The sequence below is a fragment of the Pseudomonas sp. MPB23 genome (assembly GCF_046605395.1).
Lineage (GTDB): Bacteria > Pseudomonadota > Gammaproteobacteria > Pseudomonadales > Pseudomonadaceae > Aquipseudomonas.
Map to the genome: position 1 here is coordinate 5,780,781 of NZ_CP176771.1, position 20,750 is coordinate 5,801,530.

A 20,750-nucleotide genomic window follows, 5' to 3' on the forward strand; every position below is an offset into this window, starting at 1 on the left:
AGCGTTTCAACCCCTAACCGTACTGGAGAACGTCATGAGCAAGATCGCAATCATTGGAGCCACCGGCCGTGCCGGCAGCCAATTGCTGGAAGAAGCACTGCGTCGTGGGCATAGCGTCATCGCCATCGCACGTAATACCGACAAACTGGCCGCGCGTCCTGGCGTGACCGTGAAACAAGTCGATGCGTTGGACGCCGCAGCCCTGCAGCAGGCCATCAGCGGCAGCGACGTGGTGATCAGTGCGGCGCACTTCGCCACCCTGCCCGCTGCGTCGGTGATCGAACCGGTGAAAAAGGCCGGGGTGAAACGCCTGCTGGTAGTGGGCGGCGCCGGTTCGTTGTTGCTGCCGGGCGGCGGGCGGGTGATCGACAGCGAGGGCTTCCCGGCGGAATACAAAGCCGAAGCCAGCGCAGGGGCGGCGTTTCTCGACGTGCTGCGTCAGGAGAAGGCCCTGGATTGGACCTTCCTGTCGCCGTCGGCGGAGTTCGTGGAAACCGAGCGCACCGGCACCTTCCGCCTGGGCCTGGATGACCTGCTGGTGAGCCGCGAAGGCCGCAGCTGGATCAGCTTTGCCGACTTCGCCATCGCCCTGATCGATGAAGTAGAAAAGCCGAAGCATTCGCGCCAACGCTTCACCGTCGGCTACTGACACACCGCTCCTACAAGGGCTGTTTGGCCTGATCGACCAGCCAGCTCATCAGCGCCTCAAGCCCCGCTGATGGCTGCGTCCCGGGCGGATACACCAGGAAATAGCCCATCCCCGTCGGCACCCGCAGTTCGAACGGCGTCGCCAGGCGCCCGGCCTTCAAGTCCTCGCCAATCAACGCACTGTCGCCAATCGCCACCCCGGAACCCTGGGACGCCACGGTCATGGCCAAATCCAACGTTTCAAAATGATGCCCCTGGCTCAAATTGTTCACGCGGGTATTCGCCGCCTTCAGCCACAACGCCCAGTCCCGCTCGTCTCGCGTAGGGTGCAACAGCACCTGTTGCTGCAAATCCGTAGGCGTGTGCAGGCTGTCGAGCAGCGCGGGGGCGCAGACCGGTGTGAGGTGTTCGTCAAACAAGTGCCGCGCCTCGGCCGATTGCGCGGCGATGGGCGCATAGATCACCGCCGCATCGAATGGCTCGCGGCGAAAGTCCACGGTGTAGGCCACGGTGGTGGTGAGTTCCACTGGCACGTCCGGGCGTTCGCGTTGCCACTGCATCAAGCGCGGCAGCAGCCAGCGCATCACGCAGGTGGAGGCCTTGAGTTGCAGGGTCGCGCGGCGGCTGCCGATCTGCTCCACCGCTTCACCGATCAGGCCGAAGACCTGCTGCACGCGCAGCGACCATTCGCGCCCCTCTTCGGTCAGGCTCAAGCCCCGGGCCTGGCGCTGGAACAGGGCATAACCGAGGTGGATTTCCAGCCCGGCGATCTGGCGGCTCACCGCGCCCTGGGTGATGTGCAGTTGCTCGGCGGCGCGGGTGAAGTTGCAGCACTGGGCGGTGACCCAGAAGGTGTGCAGTGCAGGCAATGGCGGAAGGCGTTTCATAGGGGCTGAGCCATGACGTGGGGACATGGCTAGTATGACTTTTTATCGTTTGTTGCCGCTACGGGCCAGCCGGTCCAATACCGCCTCGAATCCATAACAAGAGCGACCTCTATGGCGACCTGCGGCGAAGTGTTGGTCAACCTCCTGGAAGGCTACGGCGTGGAACAGGTGTTCGGCATCCCCGGCGTGCACACCGTGGAGCTGTACCGTGGCCTGGCCCGTTCCAGCATCCGTCACGTCACCCCGCGCCACGAACAGGGCGCGGGCTTCATGGCCGACGGTTACGCGCGCACCCGCGGCAAGCCCGGCGTGTGTTTCATCATCACCGGCCCCGGCATGACCAACATCACCACGGCCATGGGCCAGGCCTACGCCGACTCGATCCCGATGCTGGTGATTTCCAGCGTGCAATCGCGCAGCCAGTTGGGCGGCGGGCGCGGCAAATTGCACGAGTTGCCGAACCAAAGCGCGATGATCGCCGGGGTGGCGGCGTTTTCCCACACCCTGATGTCGGCGGCGGAATTGCCCGGCGTGCTGGCGCGGGCCTTTGCGTTGTTCCAGGCCGGTCGACCGCGCCCGGTGCATATCGAGATCCCCCTGGATGTGCTGGTGGAAAACGCCGACGCGTTGCTGGGCAGCGCACCGGTCAGCGTGGCCCGTGCCGGTGCCGCGCCGTCGGCGGTCAAGCAGATGAGCCAGTTGCTCGCCGCGGCCAAGCGCCCGCTGATCCTCGCCGGTGGTGGCGCGATTGACGCCGCGCCCGAGCTGACGCGCCTGGCCGAAACCCTCGGCGCACCGGTGGCCCTGACCATCAACGCCAAGGGCATGTTGCCCGCCGCGCATCCGTTGTTGATCGGCTCGACCCAGACCCTGGTCGCCACCCGCGCGCTGGTCGCCGAAGCCGATGTGGTGTTGGCCATCGGCACCGAGCTGGCGGAGACCGACTACGACGTGACCTTCGCCGGCGGCTTCGAGATCCTCGGTGCACTGCTGCGCATCGACATCGACCCGGACCAGACCGTGCGCAACTACCCGCCGCACGTGGCGTTGGTGGCCGACGCGCAGATCGCCGCCGCCGCCCTGCTGGACGCGCTGAGCGACCAGCCATTGGCGGCGCGCAGCAGCACCTGGGGCGCTCACCGCGTAGCGCGTTTGTGGGCCGAACTGGCGTCCACCTGGGACGCCGCGACCCGCGCGCAAACCCTGTTCCTCCACACCGTGCTGGAGGCACTGCCCGACGCCGTACTGGTGGGCGATTCGACCCAACCGGTGTACAGCGGCAACCTGACCCTGAACCTCGACCACCCGCGCCGCTGGTTCAATGCCTCCACCGGCTACGGCACCTTGGGCTACGCCCTGCCCGCCGCCATCGGCGCCTGGCTCGGGCGTGGCGACGGGCAACCGGTGGTGTGCCTGATCGGCGACGGCGGGCTGCAATTCACCCTGCCGGAACTGGCTAGCGCGGTGGAAGCTCGCACGCCGATCATCGTGCTGCTGTGGAATAACCAGGGCTATGAAGAGATCAAGAAATACATGCTCAACCGCGCCATCGAACCGGTTGGCGTGGACATCTATACGCCGGACTTTATCGCGGTGGCCAAGGCCCTCGGCTCAGCGGCCGAAAGCGTCCACAGCGTGGAACATTTACGCAACGCCTTGCGCGCTGCCGCTGAGCGCCAGGGGCCGACGCTGATTGAAATCGACCAGGGGCTTTGGATGAAAGAGGTAGCACTATGAGCGCAGTATTGAACGGTGTGTATATCAACGGTGCATGGCGTGCCGGCCACGACGTGCTGGAGGTGATCAACCCGGCGACCGAGGCGAGCCTGGCGCACGTCAGCGTCGGCGATGCGAACGCCGTGCGCGACGCGGTCGATGCGGCCAGCGTGGCGTTTATCGACTGGTCCAAAAGCACCGGCCACGAGCGTGCCGCACTGTTGCGCAAGGTCGCGCAAGGAGTAGGCGCGCAGCGCGAGCAGTTGATGCAAGTGCAGTCCCGCAACAACGGCAAGCCGCTGTTCGAGGCGGGTATTGATGTGGACGACGTGATCGCCACCTTCGACTACTACGCCGACCTCGCCGAGCAGTTGGACGCCGACCAGGACCGCGCGGTGGCGCTGCCCGGCGACGCCTTCAGCGCACGCCTGCGCCGCGAGCCATGCGGCGTGGTGGGGTTGATCGTGCCGTGGAATTTCCCGATGGTGACCACGGCCTGGAAACTCGCCCCGGCCCTCGCCGCCGGGTGCTGCGTGGTGCTCAAACCCTCGGAAGTCACGCCGCTGGCAGAGTTGCAACTGGCCCGAATCATCGCCGACGCCGGCTTCCCCGCCGGCGTATTCAACCTGGTCTGCGGCACAGGCCTGGCCGTCGGCGCACCGCTGGCCGCCGACCGCAGGGTGGCGAAGATTTCCTTCACCGGCAGCAACGCCGTCGGTGTCCAGGTGATGCAACGCGCCGCCGAAACCATCAAGGGTGTGAGCCTGGAATTGGGCGGCAAATCCTCGTTGTTGGTGCTGGCCGATGCCGACCTCGACCTCGACCTCGCCGTGGAGCTGGCGTGCGGCGGCGGTTTTTTCAACGCCGGGCAGATGTGCTCCGCCACCAGTCGGGTGCTGGTGGCCGACAGCCTGGCGGATGATTTCCTCCAGCGTTTGCAGGCGCGGGCTGAAGGAATTCGCGTCGCTGACCCGTTTGCCGAGGACGTGGAAATGGGCGCGCTGATCAACCGCACGCAGTATCAGCGGGTGCTGGGGCATATCCAACGCGGCATCGAGGCGGGCGCACGCTTGCTGTGTGGCGGTGAACGCCCGGCGGATCTGGCGAAGGGCTATTTCATTCGCCCGACGGTATTCACCGATGTGCCGTTGGACAGCGCGTTGTGGCATGAAGAAATCTTCGGCCCGGTGCTGTGTGTACGACGCTTCGCCACCGAAGATGAGGCCATCGCCCTGGCCAACGACAGCGATTTCGGCCTGGTGGCCAGTGTGGTCAGCGCCAACCCCGCCACCGCCGAACGGGTGGCCAATGGGTTGCAGGCAGGCATGGTGTGGATCAACGCACCGCAGGTGATCTTCCCGCAGACGGCGTGGGGCGGTTACAAGCAGAGCAGCATCGGCCGCGAGTTGGGGCCGTGGGGGTTGGAGGCGTTTCAGGAACTCAAGCATGTGATTCGGGCTAACTGATCCGGTAGCCAGGGGGCTCACCGTCGTGAGCCCGCTTGCCACAAACAGCCCTTCTCCATCCATGTCATCCGCAATTTTTCAATAGCCCCTGCGACGTTCTCATTTGCCGCCCTCCCCCGTGCGTGGCCTGATCCGCCCTTGCCCCTTCAAGGCCCGCCCCATGGAAAACATTCGCGCAAAACCCACCACCGCCCTCTGGCTGATGATCAGTGTCGTACTGGTCGCCCTTAACCTGCGCCCATCGATGACTGCCGTAGGCCCGCTGCTGTCATCGATTCGCGCCGATGTACCGTTGAGTTTCAGCAGCGCCGCGTTGCTGACCATGTTGCCCGTCATGGCCATGGGCCTGGCGATGTTTTTCGGCCTCGGCACCGCGTCCTACACCTGTGTGCTGGCGTGGCTGGCGCCGTACTACGTGGAGCAAGGCTGGAGTGAACAGAATGCCGGCCTGCTGCTGGGTTTCCTCACGGCGATGGAAGTGGTGTCCGGCCTGATCACGCCTGCCATCGCCAACCGTCATCGGGATAAACGTAGCGTGGTCGCGGTGTTGCTGGTGCTGATCATCCTCGGGTTCTGTGGCCTGATCCTCAGCCCCCGACACCTGAGTTTGCTGTGGCCATGCTTGCTCGGCCTGGGCATCGGTGGCTTGTTTCCCATGAGCCTGATCCTGTCCCTCGACCATCTGGACAACCCGCGCCGCGCCGGTAGCCTCACGGCGTTCGTGCAAGGCATCGGTTACCTGATCGCCGGCCTGTCGCCGCTGATCGCCGGGATGATCCGCGACCGGTTGGGCAGCTTTGAATGGGCCTGGTGGTCGTTGACCGCCGTGATCGTGGTGATGTTGCTGATCGTCACGCGCTTCGACCCACGGCATTACGCGCGGCATATCCGCTGACGTCGCGCTGCAAACAGTATTTGTCCCACCCAAAACATGGAAACGCCCTACAGCGCTTTCTATTGGCACGTACGTTCCGTTAAGCTTTTGCGCTGCCTTGTGCTGAGTTCGGTACAACAGGTTTTACGGACGGAACCGATGTTAAACAGCAACTTGCTCAGAAAACTCGATATGCAGGACTTGATGGTGTTTATCGCCGTCTACGACCAGAGCAGCGTTACCGAGGTGTCAGAAACGTTGTTCGTCAGCCAGTCCACCGTGAGCTACAGCCTGAAGAAACTGCGCACCAGTTTCGAGGATGAGCTGTTTATCAACACGCGGGCCGGTATGCGTCCGACGTACAAGGCCAGCACCATGTACGGCCATGTGCAGAAGATTCTGGAAAGCATCAACCTGTGCTACGCCGGTGGCCAGGTCTTTGACCCGACGCAAAAGGCCGTGACCTTCAATGTCTGCGCGCCGGAATACTTTGAACAGTTGATCCTGCCGCGCCTGCTGAAGAACTTCGACCGCGCCGACCTGCCGGTGATCGTCAATGTGCAGAAGCTGGAAACCGACATCCCCGCCGATGACCTGCACGAAGGCCGCCTCGACCTGGTGATCTGCTTCGGTCCGAATTTTCACCGCGCCCATAAAGACTTCAAGACCCAGATGCTGCTGGAGGACGACTTGGTGTGCGTCTTCGATAAACGCTCGACGCCCCGTGAGCCGGCGTTCAGCCTACAAGCCTTCGCCGAACGGCGCCATGTGTTCCCCACGCCGTGGACGTCCGACACCAACATGATCGACGGCTGGCTGGCACGCCAGGCCCACAAGCGCCAAGTGGTCGCCCGGGCCAATAGCTACAGCGCAGCCTTGAAGATGATCACCGGCACCGACTTCATCGTCACCCTGCCGCGCCGCGTGCAAAAACTGCTGGCGCCGGCATCGGTGTTCGGCTGCTGCGAGGCGCCCAACGGGTTGCCGGGGTTCACTCTGGATATGCAGTGGAATGAAACCAGTGAACAGGACAGCGCCAATACCTGGTTTCGTGAGCAAGTGGTGAAAGTGTGTGCGGATCAGGGCCTGTTGTAAGCGTCAGCCAATGACCACTTTGCTGTAGGAATCACGATCCATGTCGACCACCTGGACACTCAGTTGAACCTGCACGTCCGCCGGCCAGTCGCCCAGGTCCTGCAACGCAGCCAATAGACTGTCCGACAACTGCCTCTTGACCTGCGCGGACCGCCCACTGAGCAGCGACAGCTTCACCGCGATAAAGCCACGCGGGCTGAGAGAAGTGCCCACCTGAAAACGCTCGACCTTGATCGCCCGGCTCTTGATATCGAACTCGGAGCCGAACTGCCCGGACACCATCAGCACGTTGTTGAGCCGCAACAGGATTTTCTCGACGGCCAGGCCAGTCAAGTTGGCGGTGTATTCCAGGTGCAGGTGCGGCATGGACGGCTCCGAGTCATTCGTAGGAAGGTTCGTAGATATAACACGGTTAAAAGCATCAGGCCTTTTTCGTCAGCGTCCGGTCACTCATGAAGGCCTCCAGCCGCGAACGCACCCAACGCTCAGCCGGATCGGTGTCCACATGGCTGAGCCAGACCATGGACAAATCCAGGGTCGGCGTCTCGAACGGAAACGGCTCGCAGAACAGATTGCCCGACTGCGCCATCGCCTCGGCGGCGTAGTCCGGCACGCTGGCGATCAAATCCGTGCCCGCCAGCAGTGCCGGCAACGCGCTGTATTGCGGCACCGATAACACCACGTGGCGCTTGCGACCGACTTCCGCCAGCCATTCATCGGCGAACCCGGACACGTTGGCAGTGTGGGACACCAGCACATGGGGGCGTGCGCAAAATTCATCGAGGGTCAACGGCCGGTCCGAGGCGTCGGCGCGCACCAGGAGTGGGCGGATATGGCGCAACAGCTTGCGCTTGGCATTCGCCGGCAGGCCTCGGGTCTGGGTGATGCCGACGGTGATATCGCCGGAAGCCAGCAAGTCGGGAATGCGCCAGTAATCCACATGCTGCACCACGAACACCACCATCGGCGCTTCCTGGCGCAAGGCGCGCAACAGCGGCGGCAACAGGCCGAACTCGACGTCATCGGACAGGCCGATGCGAAAGGTCATGGTGCTCACGGAAGGGTCGAAATCATGGGTCAGGCTCAAGGCCGACGACAGCGAATCCAGCGCCGGCGACAAGTGCTGGATGATCTCCTCGGCTCGCGCGGTGGGCTCCATACGGTGGCCGACGCGAATGAACAGGGGGTCGTTGAACAAAGTACGCAGTCGGTTGAGCGCCGAACTGATGGTCGGTTGGCCGAGAAACAGTTTCTCCGCTACCCGCGTCACATTGCGCTCCAGCATCAGCGCTTCGAACACCACCATCAGATTGATGTCGGCCTTGCGTAACTCATTGCGATTCATCGGCGCCTCCCCCTTTCCCACAACAGGCCGCAGTGTAGAAAGCCCGGAGGGCCGCGTCTATGCGCACACTGTTCATCTGGCGGGTTTGGGACTATAAACAGCGCACAAAGGTCACAGGAACACCACCGTGCTGGTCATTCTCGTCCTGGTCATCCTCCTGGCCGGGTTCTGTCTGTGGGCCATCCGCTTCATCGCCCACCCCACCGTCCGCACCTTGTTGCGGGTGTTCGTTGGCCTGTGCCTGGCGGCGGTGGTCGCGTACCTGATGCTGGCGGCGGGGTTTCCAACCTCGTTACTGGTGTAACCCCGCTCAACCAATGGGCCGTTCCGGCCCTGGTTATCACGGTTTGAGCGGACGTTCCTGATCCCGCTCGGAAAGCTCCGTACCGTCGTCCGGGTGCTTCCAGGTCTGGGGTTTTTCTTCCTCATGAGGTTGCCGGGGTTGTTCATGCTCCGGCGCTTCGTGCTGCTTGTGTTCGTGACCCATAGCCACCTCCCATCCGTAAGTGTTGGTTACACCTGAGAGCATAGAACAGGACACGTCATGTGGACGCGCCTTGCCGATTGATAACCTATGCGCATCAATAAATCTAAATTATTCACTTATCATTTCTAAATGTGTCAGCCACTATCTTAAGTCTTAAGCGAAACAAGCATTTTAAAAAGAACGCTGGAGACACAAAACCATGACTAGCCTTTCCCGGCCCGACTCTGCCCGTTCTAAAGTGGGTGCGGTTTTCCGCGTGACTTCGGGCAACTTCCTCGAACAGTTCGACTTCTTCCTGTTCGGTTTCTACGCCACCTATATTGCTGCCGCGTTCTTCCCCGCCGCTAATGAGTTTGCGTCATTAATGATGACCTTCGCCGTGTTCGGTGCAGGCTTCCTGATGCGGCCATTGGGGGCGGTGATTCTGGGCGCCTACATCGATGACGTCGGTCGACGCAAAGGGTTGATCGTGACTCTGTCGATCATGGCCAGCGGCACGCTGTTGATCGTGCTTGTACCGGGTTATCACACTATTGGCCTGTGGGCACCGTTGCTGGTGTTGATGGGCCGCCTGCTGCAAGGTTTCTCGGCCGGCGCGGAACTGGGCGGTGTGTCGGTGTACCTGTCGGAAATGGCCACGCCCGGCCGCAAGGGTTTTTACACCAGTTGGCAATCGGGCAGCCAACAGATCTCCATCGTGGTCGCCGCCGCACTGGGCTATGGCCTGAACGTGTGGATGGAACCGGCGGTGGTTGCCGATTGGGGCTGGCGTATTCCGTTCGCCATCGGTTGCGTCATCATCCCGTTCATCTTCCTGCTGCGGCGCAACCTGCAGGAAACCGAAGAGTTCGCCAACCGCAAACACCGCCCGAGCATGCGTGAAGTGCTGGCGACCCTGGTGAAGAACTGGACCGTGGTCATCGGCGGCATGCTGATGGTGGCCATGACCACCACGGCGTTCTACCTGATCACCGTGTACGCACCGACCTTCGGCAAAACCGTGCTGCAACTGAGCACCTCCGATGCACTGCTGGTGACCTTGCTGGTGGCCGTGTCGAACTTTGTCTGGTTGCCGATCGGCGGCAGCTTGAGCGACCGCTTCGGCCGCAAACCGGTGCTGGTCGCCATGACTGTGCTGACCGTTCTCACGGCCTACCCGGCGCTGTCCTACGTGGTAAATGCCCCCAGCTTTGCCCATATGCTGGAAACCCTGCTGTGGTTCTCCTTCCTCTACGGGATGTACAACGGCGCCATGATCCCGGCCCTCACCGAAATCATGCCCGTGGAAGTGCGCGTGGCGGGTTTCTCCCTGGCCTACAGCCTGGCGACCGCGATCTTCGGTGGTTTTACCCCGGCGATCTCCACCTGGTTCATTCACATCACCAATGACAAGGCCTCGCCGGCCTACTGGATGATGTTCGCCGCGGCGTGCGCCTTGTGCTCGACCCTGGCGCTCTATCACCGGTCCAACACCCGTGGGCAGGTGATGCAGGAGGCGTCGTCATGAAAGCGCGGTTGAACATCCTGACGGCCCTGACCCTCGGCGCGCTGGCGCTGACGGCCCAGGCCGAACCACTCAAGGTGATGACCTCCGGTGGTTTCACCGCTGCCTATAAGTTGCTGGGCCCGCAATACGCCCGGCAAAGCGGTGACACCCTCGACACCCTTCTCGGCCCGTCCATGGGCAAGGCGCCGGAAGCGATTCCCAACCGCCTGGCCCGTGGCGAAAAAGCCGATGTGGTGATCATGGTCGGTTACGCCCTGGATGAGCTGATCCAGCAGGGCAAGGTCGACCCCACGTCCCGCGTGGAATTGGCGGACTCGCGCATCGGCCTGGTGGTCAGGCAAGGCGCGCCAAAACCTGCGATCGGCACCGATGCCGAACTCAGGGCCGTGCTGAGCCAGGCCAAGTCGATCGCGTATTCGGACAGCGCCAGCGGTGTGTATGTCGAGAAAGAGTTGTTCAAGAAACTCGGCATGCCGGCCAAAGGCAGCATGATCGAACGCCTGCCGGTGGCCGAACAGGTTGCCAAGGGTGACTATGAGGTGGGCTTGCAGCAGGTCGCTGAGTTGTTGCCGGTGCCAGGCGTGACTTATGTCGGCAAGCTCCCGGAAGATGTGCAATCGGTGACGCGCTTTGCGGCGGGCATTCCGGTCAACGCCGAACACCCGACCCAGGCCAGGGCGTTGCTGCACTACCTGGCGTCACCCGAAGCCCAGCCGGTGGTGCAATCCACCGGCCTGGATTCGGTGTCACGCTGACCGAAACGGCATCTCCCGCACCAACCGCTCCAACTCCAGCGCTGCCGGCGGCAATGTCCGCCCGCGGCGCTTGATCAACCCCACATTGCGCATCACCTGCGGTTCTACCAACGGCACACTCACCAGAATCGGGTGATCGTCCGCCGGCATGGCAATCGACGGCACCATCGCCACACCCAACCCCGCCTCCACCAGCCCGATCATCGTGGTCACGTGGTGGGTCTCGCAGATACTCGGCTTTTTCACCCGCACCCCGCGCAGGGCCTGGTCCAGCAGGAAGCGGTTGCCGGAGGTCTTGTCCACCGAGATGTAGTCATGCTCGTAGGCTTCGGCCCAAGGCACGCTGACGCGCCCGGCCAACGGGTGATCACGCCGACAAGCCAGCACATAGCGCTCCTGCAACAGCAGTTCGAACTCCACCTCATCGGCCAGGCTGCCGCTGAAACTCACGCCGAAATCCGCCTCGCCACTCTCCACCGCGTTGCATACCTCGCCGGCACTGGCATCCAGCACCCGAATGCGAATTTTCGGATATAGCTTGTGGAACTCGGAAATCACATGGGGCATGAAGTAGTACGCGGTGGACGGCACGCAGGCGATGGTCACATTGCCCATGCGCGTGGAGGCGACGTTGCTGATGCCCATCAGGGCGATATCAAGGTCGTCGAGAATGCGCTCGACCTGCGGCAGAAAAGCGCGACCGACCATGGTCAGGCTGACGCGCCGCGTAGTGCGCTCGAAGAGTTTGACGTCGAGGGCGGACTCCAGCTTTTCAATGCGACGACTGAGGGCCGGTTGCGAGATGCGGATGGCTTCGGCCGCGCCGCTGAAACTGCCCTTGTCTACCACCGCGCGGAAGGCTTGAAGGTCGTTGAGGTCGAAGTTGATGATCACGGAGGTGGCCAGTGTGGTCGAGGTGGGGGGCATTATCGTCTGCGAGGAGAGAGGGCGCTATGCGCGCCGCAAAGCTTCGCAGTATCCCTCAATGGCGCGCGCGGCGAACCTGTCATAAATGACAGTACCGTCGGTCATCCACTGCATTGACGGGGCGCGCCTTCGCGACTTTCATTATGAATATCGCCACCGACGATGCGTCGGCGGCGGTACATAAGGGTTTCGAGGATACGAGCGATGAGCGACAGACAAAACGGCACAGTCAAATGGTTTAGCAATGATAAAGGCTACGGCTTCATTACCCCGGAGAATGGGCCCGACCTGTTCGTGCACTTCAGGGCCATCGAGGGCAATGGGTTCAAGACTTTGCAGGAAGGACAGAAAGTCACTTTTGAGGCCGTGCAGGGGCAAAAAGGGATGCAGGCAGACAAAGTCCAGGTACTGGGCTGAAAACCTTCCAGTGACCGGCCTCCCCCTGGTCACGCCACGCCACTTATTGCACTGAAAAAGGAGAACGGCCATGCCCAGAAAAACTCCACAGACTGCAATCTCCACCCGCAGCGGAACCGCCACCTACGATGCGCAAGATATTTTTTTTCGCAGCACCACCGCCCACGGCGGTCAGGTCTTGCGTGAGGGTCAAATGGTCACCTACGAACTGGTCAGGGGGCCGGGGAACGAGTGGCAAGCGATCAATATTGAGATCGTGGAAGAACCGACGCTGAATTAGCGCCATCCTGCGCGCCGCAGCCTCGTTCAGCACGACCGCCAGTTGCGCCAGTTCACGGCTCGCGCCATTGATCTGCCCGGCGAGCTTTTGCCCCCGGCCGAGGTTTCGTCGATGTGGGTGCTCAGCGCTTGAATGGCGCTGACCGTTTCGTCCACACGATCCGGTCTTCGCGCGCCGTCTCATTGGATAAGCGCGTGAACTCGGAGGTGGACACCGCGTTGCGCGCCACCTCGTCGGTCACAGAGGTCATCTCGTTTTCAGTACGCATCAACTCAGATCAGGCTTTCAAGGCTTCGTTATCTCGAGGTGTTTAGGCGGTGCGATCTTGTTGATGCCACTCCAATGTTCGGCAAGCTTTCCATCGCGGACGCGGTAGGCATCGAACACGAAAAAGGGATAGGTCCTCGTAGGATCTTCCGGCTCGGGTTGAGGGAACTCGCCCGCAATCACCACGACATCGCCGTCGGCAACGATGAGCGTCGACGGCATCAACAGGTCAGGCTTAACCGGCAATGGCGACAGACCACGAAACATTTCGGTCACGAGGGCCTCCAGACCAGCGCGGCCGTCGGGCAGATGAGAGTTATGTTGCTGATAGTCCTCCGTCACGAAATCCTTTATCGCGGCGGGATTGCGAGCATCAAACACATGCCGGTAGAAATCAATCACGAGCTGACGGTTGCGAGCGGCTTGATCCGTCGATTGGAGCGGGTTAGTCATAGTCTTTATTTCCCGTGGCAGAACATCACATGAACACAGGCCCCTGCAGCTTCGGCGCGTCAGGATTCCGGTTGAATAGTATGAGTGGCCGCCAAAGGAGTGCGTAAGTCACAAAGGGTCGCATCACGTCCCATCCTGTTAATAGGCCTAGGAAGCGTTCAGACGACCCGCGAATGAATTGAAATGTGGATGGGAACGCAGAATGTCGTAAGCGGGCGATGTGAGTAACAGTAATTCCTGGGTATGGGCGCGCGAAGTGAGGGCTTGATCCAGCCAATGAAAAGCCTGTTCCACCTCTTGCAAACCAACGTGAATCATCGTCATCGCCGCCGAGTTGGGGCCTTCTGGATTATCACCGCTGTCCTGCAGGACATTGAGAATACGCCTTGCCTTGGTTTTCTGTCCGGTTTGGGCATAGGCATAGCCCAGATGCGCCAGGGCGATAGGATGTTCGTCCATTAACCGGCAAGTGTCCTCCAATTGAGCGATGGCGGTGTTGGCGAGTCCGGCGTAAAGGAAACAATCGCCCAGCATCAGTTTGACCGCATCGAACTCGGGAGCCAAAGCCACGGACCTCTGGGCGAACATGATCGCTCCGTCGAAGTCACGCATATGCATGCAGATCGCGGCCAACGAAGAAACCGCGAAGGCGGACCGCGGAGCCAGTTCTACCCCGCGCCCGGCCGCCTGGTAGGCCTCTTCCAGCCGCCCAGCTTGAAGATACCCCAACCCCATCGCGGTATGGGGCAAGCCGTCGTCTGGACTGGCCATGATCGCCTGATTGAACATTGTGGTCGCTTCGTCGGCATAGCCGCAGGTGAGACGCCCCAAGCCGAGGACAACCTGTTCACCCGCCGTTCGGTCGCGGATCGCACCGCGCAAATATTCGCGCAGCAACATGTTATCGCGCAGTACATAGCGCGGCGCCATCTCGTCCTCGCCGATCAACGTCGTGGCTCGGGAACAGAGCCAGCCGTGAACGGAGGAAGCAACCTCGGTCGCAACCTGGCGTTGAAAGACGATCATGTCGTCAACCTGTTGTTCATGGCGCCCCGACCAGACGGTCACATCCAGGATGGGATCGATGATGCGTAGATTCAACCGATAGGTCCGCCCTTGCCGAAAGAGGCTTCCTTCCATGACGTAGGACGCTTGTGACGCTCGAGAGACAAGCCGCAGATCCATCGCCGCTTGGCCGAATTTCTGGCTGGACCCCTGGGAAAGTACGGCCACGCTCGGCAGATTGGCGAGGTAAAGGCTGATCTCTTCATGAAATGAGGTGACCAAATCGGGCTCATCAATGCTCAGACCCGAGAAAGGCAGAACCAGCAGCCGTGGGCGAGGCTGCTCGCGCACAGCAGGCAGCGCCACCGCCTCGCCAATGCTCTTGGGCATGAATTGGAATCTGGGTGTGAATCCCCCTTTCGGCAATGAGATCCGCACCAGGTCCATCACACCCTCGGTCCGATAGTAAAGTTCCAGCCGTGTTCTTAGTCGCCATGCTTCGGTTCGTACGCTGGTGTCGACCCGCGGATCGAAGCCCCCATCCCGACCGAACGCATCCACCGCGATAGTGAATTGCTTAAGACGCTCACCACGGCCTGCCAGCGTTTCGGACACGAGGTATTGCAGTAGCTCTCGCAGACGCTTCGTGCGCTGGAAGGTCTCGCTTTGCAACACTGCCTGGAGCGCCGCGGTGACGCGGCCCTCTTGGAGGTCGACGGTGGTGATGACACTTGGATTCATGCTGTGCTCGTCCATCGTACGGCGTATTGCCACATCGTATCCCTTTTTTGCGGTAATGCCGCATGGCGCCGCGAGCAGACAGGTCACAACACGTCACACATGACCGTCGGTGCCCAAACCTGGATTAGCGTAACCCTCTGAGACTTCGTTTCCTTGCTGGGCAAGCGCCACTATCTGCGCCATGTTCAACCCAACGAAAACGACAAGAAAATGAACCCACTCAGCAAGCTCAATCAGCCGGCGGATTCCGACGCCGGGCCCGTCAAGGCCCCCGGCCCAAGTCCCGAAGCAGTGAAGATGCGCGACGCTATCCTGGCGCTGACGCCGCTTTTGCGCGAAACCGCGTGGGAAAGCGAGAAAGCCACGGCGCTCGTACCCGAAGCAGTGCGGGCGCTGGACCAGACCGGTTATTTCCGCATCACGCTACCGGAGAAATTCGGCGGTTCGGCCTTCGGCGCACGCGATCTGGTAGAAGTGATCGCCGCCGCGTCCTATGCCGATGGCTCGGCCGGCTGGAGCGGTTTCGCTGCATCCGGCATCCGCATGGTCCTTGCTTTCAGCCCGCAGGCAGTCGATGAAGTTTCGGCGCAGATATCAGATTGGGTCGGACCGGCCGCGGTGGGGGCTTCGATCTTCTCCAACATCGTTGGGCAGGCCAGCCCCACCGACGCGGGATTCCTGGTCAAAGGCAAGTGGATGTATGGCAGCGGCTGTAGTTATGCCGCCTGGGCAGTGGTCGGTATCGAATGGCAAGAAGATGACAAACCCGTTCGCGGCTTGGCACTGATCTCTCGAGATCAATACGAAATCCTCGACGACTGGCATGTCATGGGCATGGCCGCGAGTTCAAGCAATAGCATCGTGGCCAAGAACGAAGTCTTCGTTCCGGCGTATCGCGTGATCCGCCATGCCGACCTGCCTATAGCCTTGGGTGCGCTCTCGCAGAAATACGAAGGGCTCACCTATCGGATGGGGCCCATGGCGACCATGCTTTCCACGGCACTCGCCAATATTGCCATCACCCTCGGCATGGCAAGAGGCTGTCTTGATTGCTTCGTCGAACAGGCCAACAAGCGCCTGCCGTTCAACCTGCCTTATGAAACGGTCGCCGCGACGCCGTCGACCCAGGTCGTCGCAGGACTGGTATACGCCAAGATCAAAGCCGCCGAGGCATTGATCCTGCAGACGGCCGACGAAGTTGATGCACGCACCCGGCGCGCAGAAGACTTCACGCCTCGCGAAGAATCCCTCGCCACAATGAGCCTGGTCTACGCCGCGAACCTCTGCGGTGAGGCCATTGACGAGATGCAGCTTTGCATCGGTTCTTCGACCGTCAGCCTGCGCAACCCCATTCAACGCTTCGCTCGTGATGCACGGGTGATGTTGACCCACGGTGCCATCCGTCGGGATCCAGCGGCAGAAATCGCCGGACGCCATGTTCTTGGTCTTCCCCCCTTCAACATGTTCGCTGGCGGCTTGGCACAGCGCTAACACTTTCCACACAGAGAAAAACCAAATATGTCCAGTCCTTCCAACACCCGCACCTCGGCTTACCCCATCGATCCGATCTTTCTGGAGCGCTGGTCCCCACGTGCCTTTGATCGGGACGCTGTCATTTCCGACCAGGACCTGATGACGATCTTCGAAGCGGCGCATTGGGCCCCCTCCTCTTTCAACTCGCAACCTTGGCGCTTCATCTACGCCCGTAAGGACACGCCGCAATGGTCGCGTCTGTTCGACCTTCTCGTGCCGATGAACCAAAGCTGGGCTGCCGGCGCCTCGGCACTGGTCGTGCTGGTGTCCGCCAATACCGCGCAGATGCCGGGTGCCCCAGGTCCAATGCCTTCCTACACCCATTCGCTCGATGCTGGCGCGGCCTGGGCCTATCTTGCCTTGCAGGCGACGCGGCTTGGTTGGTATGCACACGCGATGGCCGGTTTCGATGTCGAGCGCACCTACGAAGCGCTCGATGTGCCCAAGACCTTCCGAGTCGAAACAGTGATCGCCATCGGCAAGATGGGCGATAAGAGTCTGCTGCCACCACCCTTGCAGGAACGCGAGCAGCCGAACAGCCGGCTGCCGGTCGAAGAACTCGTCATGGAGGGAGGTTTCCGGTCATGAAAATGCCCTCGGACAAACCGCTCATCGTCGGAATAGGCGGTACTGCCTATAAAGGTTCGTCCACCGAACAGGCACTGGTCCTTGCCCTATCGACCGCAGAAGCGGCTGGTGGGAGGACCCAACTCTTCGGTGGCGAGGCGCTCCTGGCGCTCCCGCACTATGGCAGCGGCCCACTCAACAGTGGCGCAAAGGCACTGATCGAGGCGGTTCGCGCAGCGGATGGTCTCATCATCGCCAGCCCCGGGTATCACGGCAGCATCTCCGGTCTCGTCAAGAATGCCATCGACTATATCGAGGAAACGTCCAAGGACGAGAGGGTCTATCTGGATGGGCTGCCAATCGGGTTGATCGCTACTGCCTACGGCTGGCAAGCAACCGGCGGGACCCTCGGCGCGCTGCGCTCGATCGTCCACGCGCTACGCGGCTGGCCGACGCCCATGGGGGCCGCAATCAACTCAAGTGGAAAAATCTTCGTCAACGGTGTCTGCCAGGACGAGACAACAGCCAACCAGCTCAATTTGGTTGGCCGTCAGGTCGTCGAATTCGCGGGCCGGTCGGCACATTACAGAGCGCAAGCACCGTTAAAAACGCTCAGAAACATTAATTAGGAAACAAACCGGAGCGCTCCACGCGTCCCGCAGCCGTAGAAAATCACTTAATAGCCTGCTGCGGCAGCCCAAGAGAATGGAAAAAATATAGGCACTTCGCCGGCGCTCAATCGGGCGTCGGCACAAACCAAAAATAAAAATAGGTGGAGACGTCATGAGCTTTCCCGATCTTAGGAGTGAGGTCCGACGCGACTTCAGTGAGCGTATTGCCGGCCCGGACAACAGATCGCATCAATTGGCGCATGAAATCGTAGCCGCGATGGAAGAGGATCTCTCCGGCCGGGACTGGCCGGAAGGTCACCTGATCGGCTCGGTTTCAGACCTGCGGCAGCGCTTCGGAATGGGACGCAAGGTCTGCCAGGAGGTCATCGCCATCATGCAGACACGCCGACTCATCAATGTCCGACGAGGTGTCGGCGGTGGCCTCTACGTCTCTCGTCCGGGATTGAACGACACAGTGCAGGCGCTCATTCTGCATCTCGTCCTCAGCCGCACCTCGCCGCGTGCCCTTCGCGAGGCTCGTATAATTGTTTGTCAACTTGCCATCCGTTCTCTGATCCGGCACAACATGCCCTTCGTCTATCGAAACGCGCCGCCCATTGCTGGCAAGGAATTGGGATCAGATTTTTATCGTCAATTAGCCCAGGCCTCCGGCGATACGGCGATCACGTTCCTGATCGATCTGCTGGAAGAGCTACAGCAACGCTTCGTTGCCGCCGATCCCCAAAAACCCGAGATCCACACAGAGCTGGTGGATAACGCCCTCATCAAGGCCATACGATCAGGTGATGCGGAAACGGCGTGTTGCCTGATCCAGGATCGTATACACGCACTCGATCTGGTTGGTGCGAACCGACCGATGGATCAGGTCAGCTTTGAGCAAGCTACCACCTTCCTCGACATGAAAAATTCCTCCGGCCGATTGGCGGGATTGATCGTCGAGGAGATTCTGACGCATGCGGCAACTGTGTCGTTCAAGCTCGGGTCTGAGTGGGATATCGGCGCTCGCTACGGCTTCGCCAGCGAGATCGTACGTCCAGCCTTGCGAATACTCGAGGATCTCGGCATTGTCGCATGCTGCCGCGGGCGCAGTGGCGGCGTGATCAGCACGCAGCCCAAGACCGGGACAGTCGTACGCCTGATCAGCTCAGGTATAGCGAGTTGCGGCCTCTCTCTGGAGCAAAACTTCGAGCTGTCGAGCCTGCTCGTGATCGAAGGGGTCCGCGTAGCCGCCGAACGCAACAACAATGGCACTGCGCCCTCCTCGAACAACGATCTCCCTTCACAGAAAATCGCCAAATTGACCGATCTCATCGAAATTGATAATGCGCTGTTCGAAATGATGGGCAACCCGATCCTCGTCATTCTCGTGCGAAGCCTGGCACTACAATCCTTGCTCAGTAAGAGGTGGGCAGACCTTACCTATTTTTCGGGCAAGGTCGCCTCGACGATGCAAGCCTGCAGCCTGGACATCTCGCGGGCAATCCGAATGGGTGATGCAATGGCTGCTGTCAATGCGGCCAAGCGCAAAAGCGAATTAATGAAACGCGAAATAGTGGGGACTTTGTGAGCAGCGTCGATCTTTCTCCTGCCAATCCAGATTCTGAATTATCCGACAAACTGGATCCGCATCTACTACGCCTTGCCGGCGTGGTGGTTCTGGGTGCCTTTATGTCGATCCTCGACACGACAGTCGTTAACATTGCGATCCAAGGGCTGACAAAAACCTTCCAGGCTCCGCTGGAAACTACTCAGTGGATCTCGACCGGCTATATGCTCGCCCTCACCGCGATCATCCCCCTCGCTGGTTGGGCGGCCGACCGCTTCGGCACCAAGCGCCTGTACCTGACATCGATCCTGCTGTTTCTAATCGGGTCCGCCTTATCTGGCGCCGCCTGGTCGATGTCATCGCTGATTGTATTCCGTGTGCTGCAAGGACTCGGTGGCGGCATGATCTTGCCAACCGGCATGACACTCCTGAGCCTCGCTGCGGGTCCACAGCGAATGGGGCGCCTGATGGGAATCGTAGGACTGCCCATCGTACTGGGCCCGATCCTGGGTCCGACCTTGGGCGGATGGCTGGTGGACGAGGTTTCCTGGCGCTGGATCTTCTTCATCAATCTGCCCATCGGCGCGATTGCTTTGTATGCAGCCTACCGTGTGCTTGACACTGACGAATCCAAACCCCACCACGCCCTGGATTGGACCGGATTTTTGCTCCTATCCCCGGGATTAGGGATCTTCATCTACGGGCTTACGCAAATCACGGTAGTGGGCGACTTCAACTCACTGACGGCTGACGGCTGTGCCTTCGTTGGTCTCGCGATGATCGTCGGGTTCACCCTGCATGCTCTGAGGCGCGAAGATGCGCTGATCGATATCCGGTTGTTTGGCCGTCGGACAGTTGGCCCCGTCGCCATCATTAGCTTTCTGTTGAGCGCATCCGCTTTCGGCATGTCCCTTTTGTTTCCTTTATATTTTCAACTAGTGCGGGGTTACTCGGCCTTCGACACCGGGCTTCTCGTCATAGTGGAGGGGCTAGGAGCCGTGCTGGCAATGCCGCTCTCGGGCTACCTGGTCGACAAAATCGGCGCGGGAAAAGTTGTTTTGTTTGGCATCGTATGCGCTGCAATGTCTGTTCTGTTCCTGAGCATGATCGAAAGTACATCGCCGCTCTGGAGCATTGAAGTGATGTTGTTCATTGTCGGGTTTGGCAAAGGCTCAACGATGATGCCTGCGACAAGCGCTGCACTAAGTACCTTGAGAAAGCATGAGATCGCGCGTGCCACGAGTGGGCTCAACGTCATACAGCGGGCCGGTGGCGCACTCGGCACCGCACTGCTTGCAGTTATTCTGACAGGCGGGATATCGGCCAACAGCGAGCACTCTGGTGTCACTGCGGCCTTGCAGCAAAATCTCTCGCTCGGGCTCCAACAAGTATTTAGTCACGCTTTTCTTTGCGCGCTCGTACTCATCGTGTTGTCGGGTTTCGCCGCCATGTTCTTGTTGCGCAAAACTGCGGTTGACGGCAATGGCGGTGCAACCTCTGCTGGCTCAAACAGCGAGGAGCCCCCCCCGGGCAAGCACTTAGGCACACACTTACTTGAACGAGTCCCCGGCTCCGGGAAGGTATGAATAGACACGGCCTGAA

General features: G+C 60.7%; 23 protein-coding genes. 15 read left to right on the top strand and 8 right to left on the bottom strand.

Features of this window, described 5'->3' with window-relative positions:
- Positions 1-34: 34 nt before the first annotated feature.
- The gene (locus ACLH0J_RS26200) at positions 35-649 is read left to right on the top strand and encodes an NAD(P)-dependent oxidoreductase (RefSeq protein ID WP_411389689.1); all 615 of its coding nucleotides are present in this window, start codon (positions 35-37) and stop codon (positions 647-649) included.
- A 10-nt stretch (positions 650-659) separates the two neighbouring features.
- Here the strand turns inward: ACLH0J_RS26200 and ACLH0J_RS26205 are convergent, their stop codons facing one another.
- Positions 660-1,535, bottom strand: a complete 876-nt coding sequence (locus ACLH0J_RS26205; RefSeq protein ID WP_411389690.1) for a LysR substrate-binding domain-containing protein — start codon at positions 1,533-1,535, stop codon at positions 660-662.
- A 111-nt stretch (positions 1,536-1,646) separates the two neighbouring features.
- Here ACLH0J_RS26205 and ACLH0J_RS26210 point away from each other — a divergent pair, with 111 nt between their 5' ends.
- The 4 genes from ACLH0J_RS26210 (at position 1,647) to ACLH0J_RS26225 (ending at position 6,686) form a co-directional block, all read left to right on the top strand.
- Complete coding sequence (locus ACLH0J_RS26210; RefSeq protein WP_411389691.1) at positions 1,647-3,272, top strand: 5-guanidino-2-oxopentanoate decarboxylase; 1,626 nt, start codon at positions 1,647-1,649, stop codon at positions 3,270-3,272.
- Complete coding sequence (locus ACLH0J_RS26215; protein WP_411389692.1) at positions 3,269-4,717, top strand: aldehyde dehydrogenase family protein; 1,449 nt, start codon at positions 3,269-3,271, stop codon at positions 4,715-4,717. Before ACLH0J_RS26210 ends, ACLH0J_RS26215 begins: the two co-directional genes overlap by 4 nt.
- A gap of 160 nt (positions 4,718-4,877) precedes the next feature.
- Complete coding sequence (locus tag ACLH0J_RS26220) at positions 4,878-5,612, top strand: MFS transporter (RefSeq protein ID WP_411389693.1); 735 nt, start codon at positions 4,878-4,880, stop codon at positions 5,610-5,612.
- A gap of 138 nt (positions 5,613-5,750) precedes the next feature.
- A complete protein-coding gene (locus tag ACLH0J_RS26225) occupies positions 5,751-6,686 on the top strand; it encodes a LysR family transcriptional regulator (RefSeq protein ID WP_411389694.1) in 936 nt (311 codons plus the stop codon).
- A 3-nt stretch (positions 6,687-6,689) separates the two neighbouring features.
- Here the strand turns inward: ACLH0J_RS26225 and ACLH0J_RS26230 are convergent, their stop codons facing one another.
- Both ACLH0J_RS26230 and ACLH0J_RS26235 read right to left on the bottom strand, forming a co-directional pair.
- Positions 6,690-7,052 (bottom strand): 5-carboxymethyl-2-hydroxymuconate Delta-isomerase, encoded by a 363-nt coding sequence (locus tag ACLH0J_RS26230; RefSeq protein ID WP_411389695.1) that lies wholly within the window; start codon positions 7,050-7,052, stop codon positions 6,690-6,692.
- A gap of 55 nt (positions 7,053-7,107) precedes the next feature.
- Positions 7,108-8,031, bottom strand: a complete 924-nt coding sequence (locus tag ACLH0J_RS26235; RefSeq protein ID WP_411389696.1) for a LysR substrate-binding domain-containing protein — start codon at positions 8,029-8,031, stop codon at positions 7,108-7,110.
- Positions 8,032-8,158: 127 nt separating this feature from the next.
- Here ACLH0J_RS26235 and ACLH0J_RS26240 point away from each other — a divergent pair, with 127 nt between their 5' ends.
- Positions 8,159-8,335 carry a hypothetical protein gene (locus ACLH0J_RS26240; protein WP_411389697.1) on the top strand — a complete coding sequence of 59 codons (177 nt, stop codon included), beginning with the start codon at positions 8,159-8,161 and terminating at the stop codon, positions 8,333-8,335.
- 36 nt (positions 8,336-8,371) lie between these two features.
- On the opposite strand, the gene ACLH0J_RS26245 is transcribed toward ACLH0J_RS26240, so the two are convergent.
- On the bottom strand, positions 8,372-8,518 hold the full coding sequence (locus ACLH0J_RS26245) for a hypothetical protein (protein WP_411389698.1): 147 nt from the start codon (positions 8,516-8,518) through the stop codon (positions 8,372-8,374).
- Positions 8,519-8,717: 199 nt separating this feature from the next.
- Here ACLH0J_RS26245 and ACLH0J_RS26250 point away from each other — a divergent pair, with 199 nt between their 5' ends.
- Together ACLH0J_RS26250 and ACLH0J_RS26255 are read left to right on the top strand one after the other, a co-directional pair.
- Complete coding sequence (locus tag ACLH0J_RS26250; protein WP_411389699.1) at positions 8,718-10,025, top strand: MFS transporter; 1,308 nt, start codon at positions 8,718-8,720, stop codon at positions 10,023-10,025.
- Entirely contained in the window at positions 10,022-10,780 is a 759-nt protein-coding gene (locus tag ACLH0J_RS26255; protein WP_411389700.1) for a substrate-binding domain-containing protein, read from the top strand. Before ACLH0J_RS26250 ends, ACLH0J_RS26255 begins: the two co-directional genes overlap by 4 nt.
- On the opposite strand, the gene ACLH0J_RS26260 is transcribed toward ACLH0J_RS26255, so the two are convergent.
- Positions 10,772-11,674 carry a LysR family transcriptional regulator gene (locus ACLH0J_RS26260; protein ID WP_411392894.1) on the bottom strand — a complete coding sequence of 301 codons (903 nt, stop codon included), beginning with the start codon at positions 11,672-11,674 and terminating at the stop codon, positions 10,772-10,774. The genes ACLH0J_RS26255 and ACLH0J_RS26260 overlap by 9 nt on opposite strands.
- A 237-nt stretch (positions 11,675-11,911) precedes the next feature.
- Between ACLH0J_RS26260 and ACLH0J_RS26265 the strand changes: the two genes are divergently transcribed.
- Complete coding sequence (locus tag ACLH0J_RS26265; protein ID WP_411389701.1) at positions 11,912-12,124, top strand: cold-shock protein; 213 nt, start codon at positions 11,912-11,914, stop codon at positions 12,122-12,124.
- A gap of 70 nt (positions 12,125-12,194) precedes the next feature.
- Positions 12,195-12,404: a hypothetical protein gene (locus tag ACLH0J_RS26270; protein ID WP_411389702.1), complete on the top strand. Its 210-nt coding sequence runs from the start codon at positions 12,195-12,197 to the stop codon at positions 12,402-12,404.
- A gap of 121 nt (positions 12,405-12,525) precedes the next feature.
- On the opposite strand, the gene ACLH0J_RS26275 is transcribed toward ACLH0J_RS26270, so the two are convergent.
- The 3 genes from ACLH0J_RS26275 to ACLH0J_RS26285 all read right to left on the bottom strand — a co-directional run bounded on the left by ACLH0J_RS26275 (position 12,526) and on the right by ACLH0J_RS26285 (position 14,870).
- Complete coding sequence (locus ACLH0J_RS26275; protein ID WP_411389703.1) at positions 12,526-12,672, bottom strand: hypothetical protein; 147 nt, start codon at positions 12,670-12,672, stop codon at positions 12,526-12,528.
- Positions 12,673-12,689: 17 nt separating this feature from the next.
- Positions 12,690-13,124 carry an ester cyclase gene (locus tag ACLH0J_RS26280; protein WP_411389704.1) on the bottom strand — a complete coding sequence of 145 codons (435 nt, stop codon included), beginning with the start codon at positions 13,122-13,124 and terminating at the stop codon, positions 12,690-12,692.
- Between the two features lie 147 nt (positions 13,125-13,271).
- Entirely contained in the window at positions 13,272-14,870 is a 1,599-nt protein-coding gene (locus ACLH0J_RS26285) for a hypothetical protein (protein ID WP_411389705.1), read from the bottom strand.
- Between the two features lie 153 nt (positions 14,871-15,023).
- Here ACLH0J_RS26285 and ACLH0J_RS26290 point away from each other — a divergent pair, with 153 nt between their 5' ends.
- The 5 genes from ACLH0J_RS26290 to ACLH0J_RS26310 all read left to right on the top strand — a co-directional run bounded on the left by ACLH0J_RS26290 (position 15,024) and on the right by ACLH0J_RS26310 (position 20,734).
- Entirely contained in the window at positions 15,024-16,361 is a 1,338-nt protein-coding gene (locus ACLH0J_RS26290; protein WP_411389706.1) for an acyl-CoA dehydrogenase family protein, read from the top strand.
- A 27-nt stretch (positions 16,362-16,388) separates the two neighbouring features.
- On the top strand, positions 16,389-16,991 hold the full coding sequence (locus tag ACLH0J_RS26295; RefSeq protein WP_411389707.1) for a nitroreductase family protein: 603 nt from the start codon (positions 16,389-16,391) through the stop codon (positions 16,989-16,991).
- A complete protein-coding gene (locus ACLH0J_RS26300; protein WP_411389708.1) occupies positions 16,988-17,599 on the top strand; it encodes an NADPH-dependent FMN reductase in 612 nt (203 codons plus the stop codon). The genes ACLH0J_RS26295 and ACLH0J_RS26300 overlap by 4 nt, the downstream gene beginning before the upstream one ends.
- 154 nt (positions 17,600-17,753) lie before the next feature.
- On the top strand, positions 17,754-19,169 hold the full coding sequence (locus tag ACLH0J_RS26305; RefSeq protein WP_411389709.1) for a hypothetical protein: 1,416 nt from the start codon (positions 17,754-17,756) through the stop codon (positions 19,167-19,169).
- Positions 19,166-20,734, top strand: a complete 1,569-nt coding sequence (locus ACLH0J_RS26310) for a DHA2 family efflux MFS transporter permease subunit (RefSeq protein ID WP_411389710.1) — start codon at positions 19,166-19,168, stop codon at positions 20,732-20,734. The genes ACLH0J_RS26305 and ACLH0J_RS26310 overlap by 4 nt, the downstream gene beginning before the upstream one ends.
- The last annotated feature ends 16 nt before the right edge of the window (positions 20,735-20,750 follow it).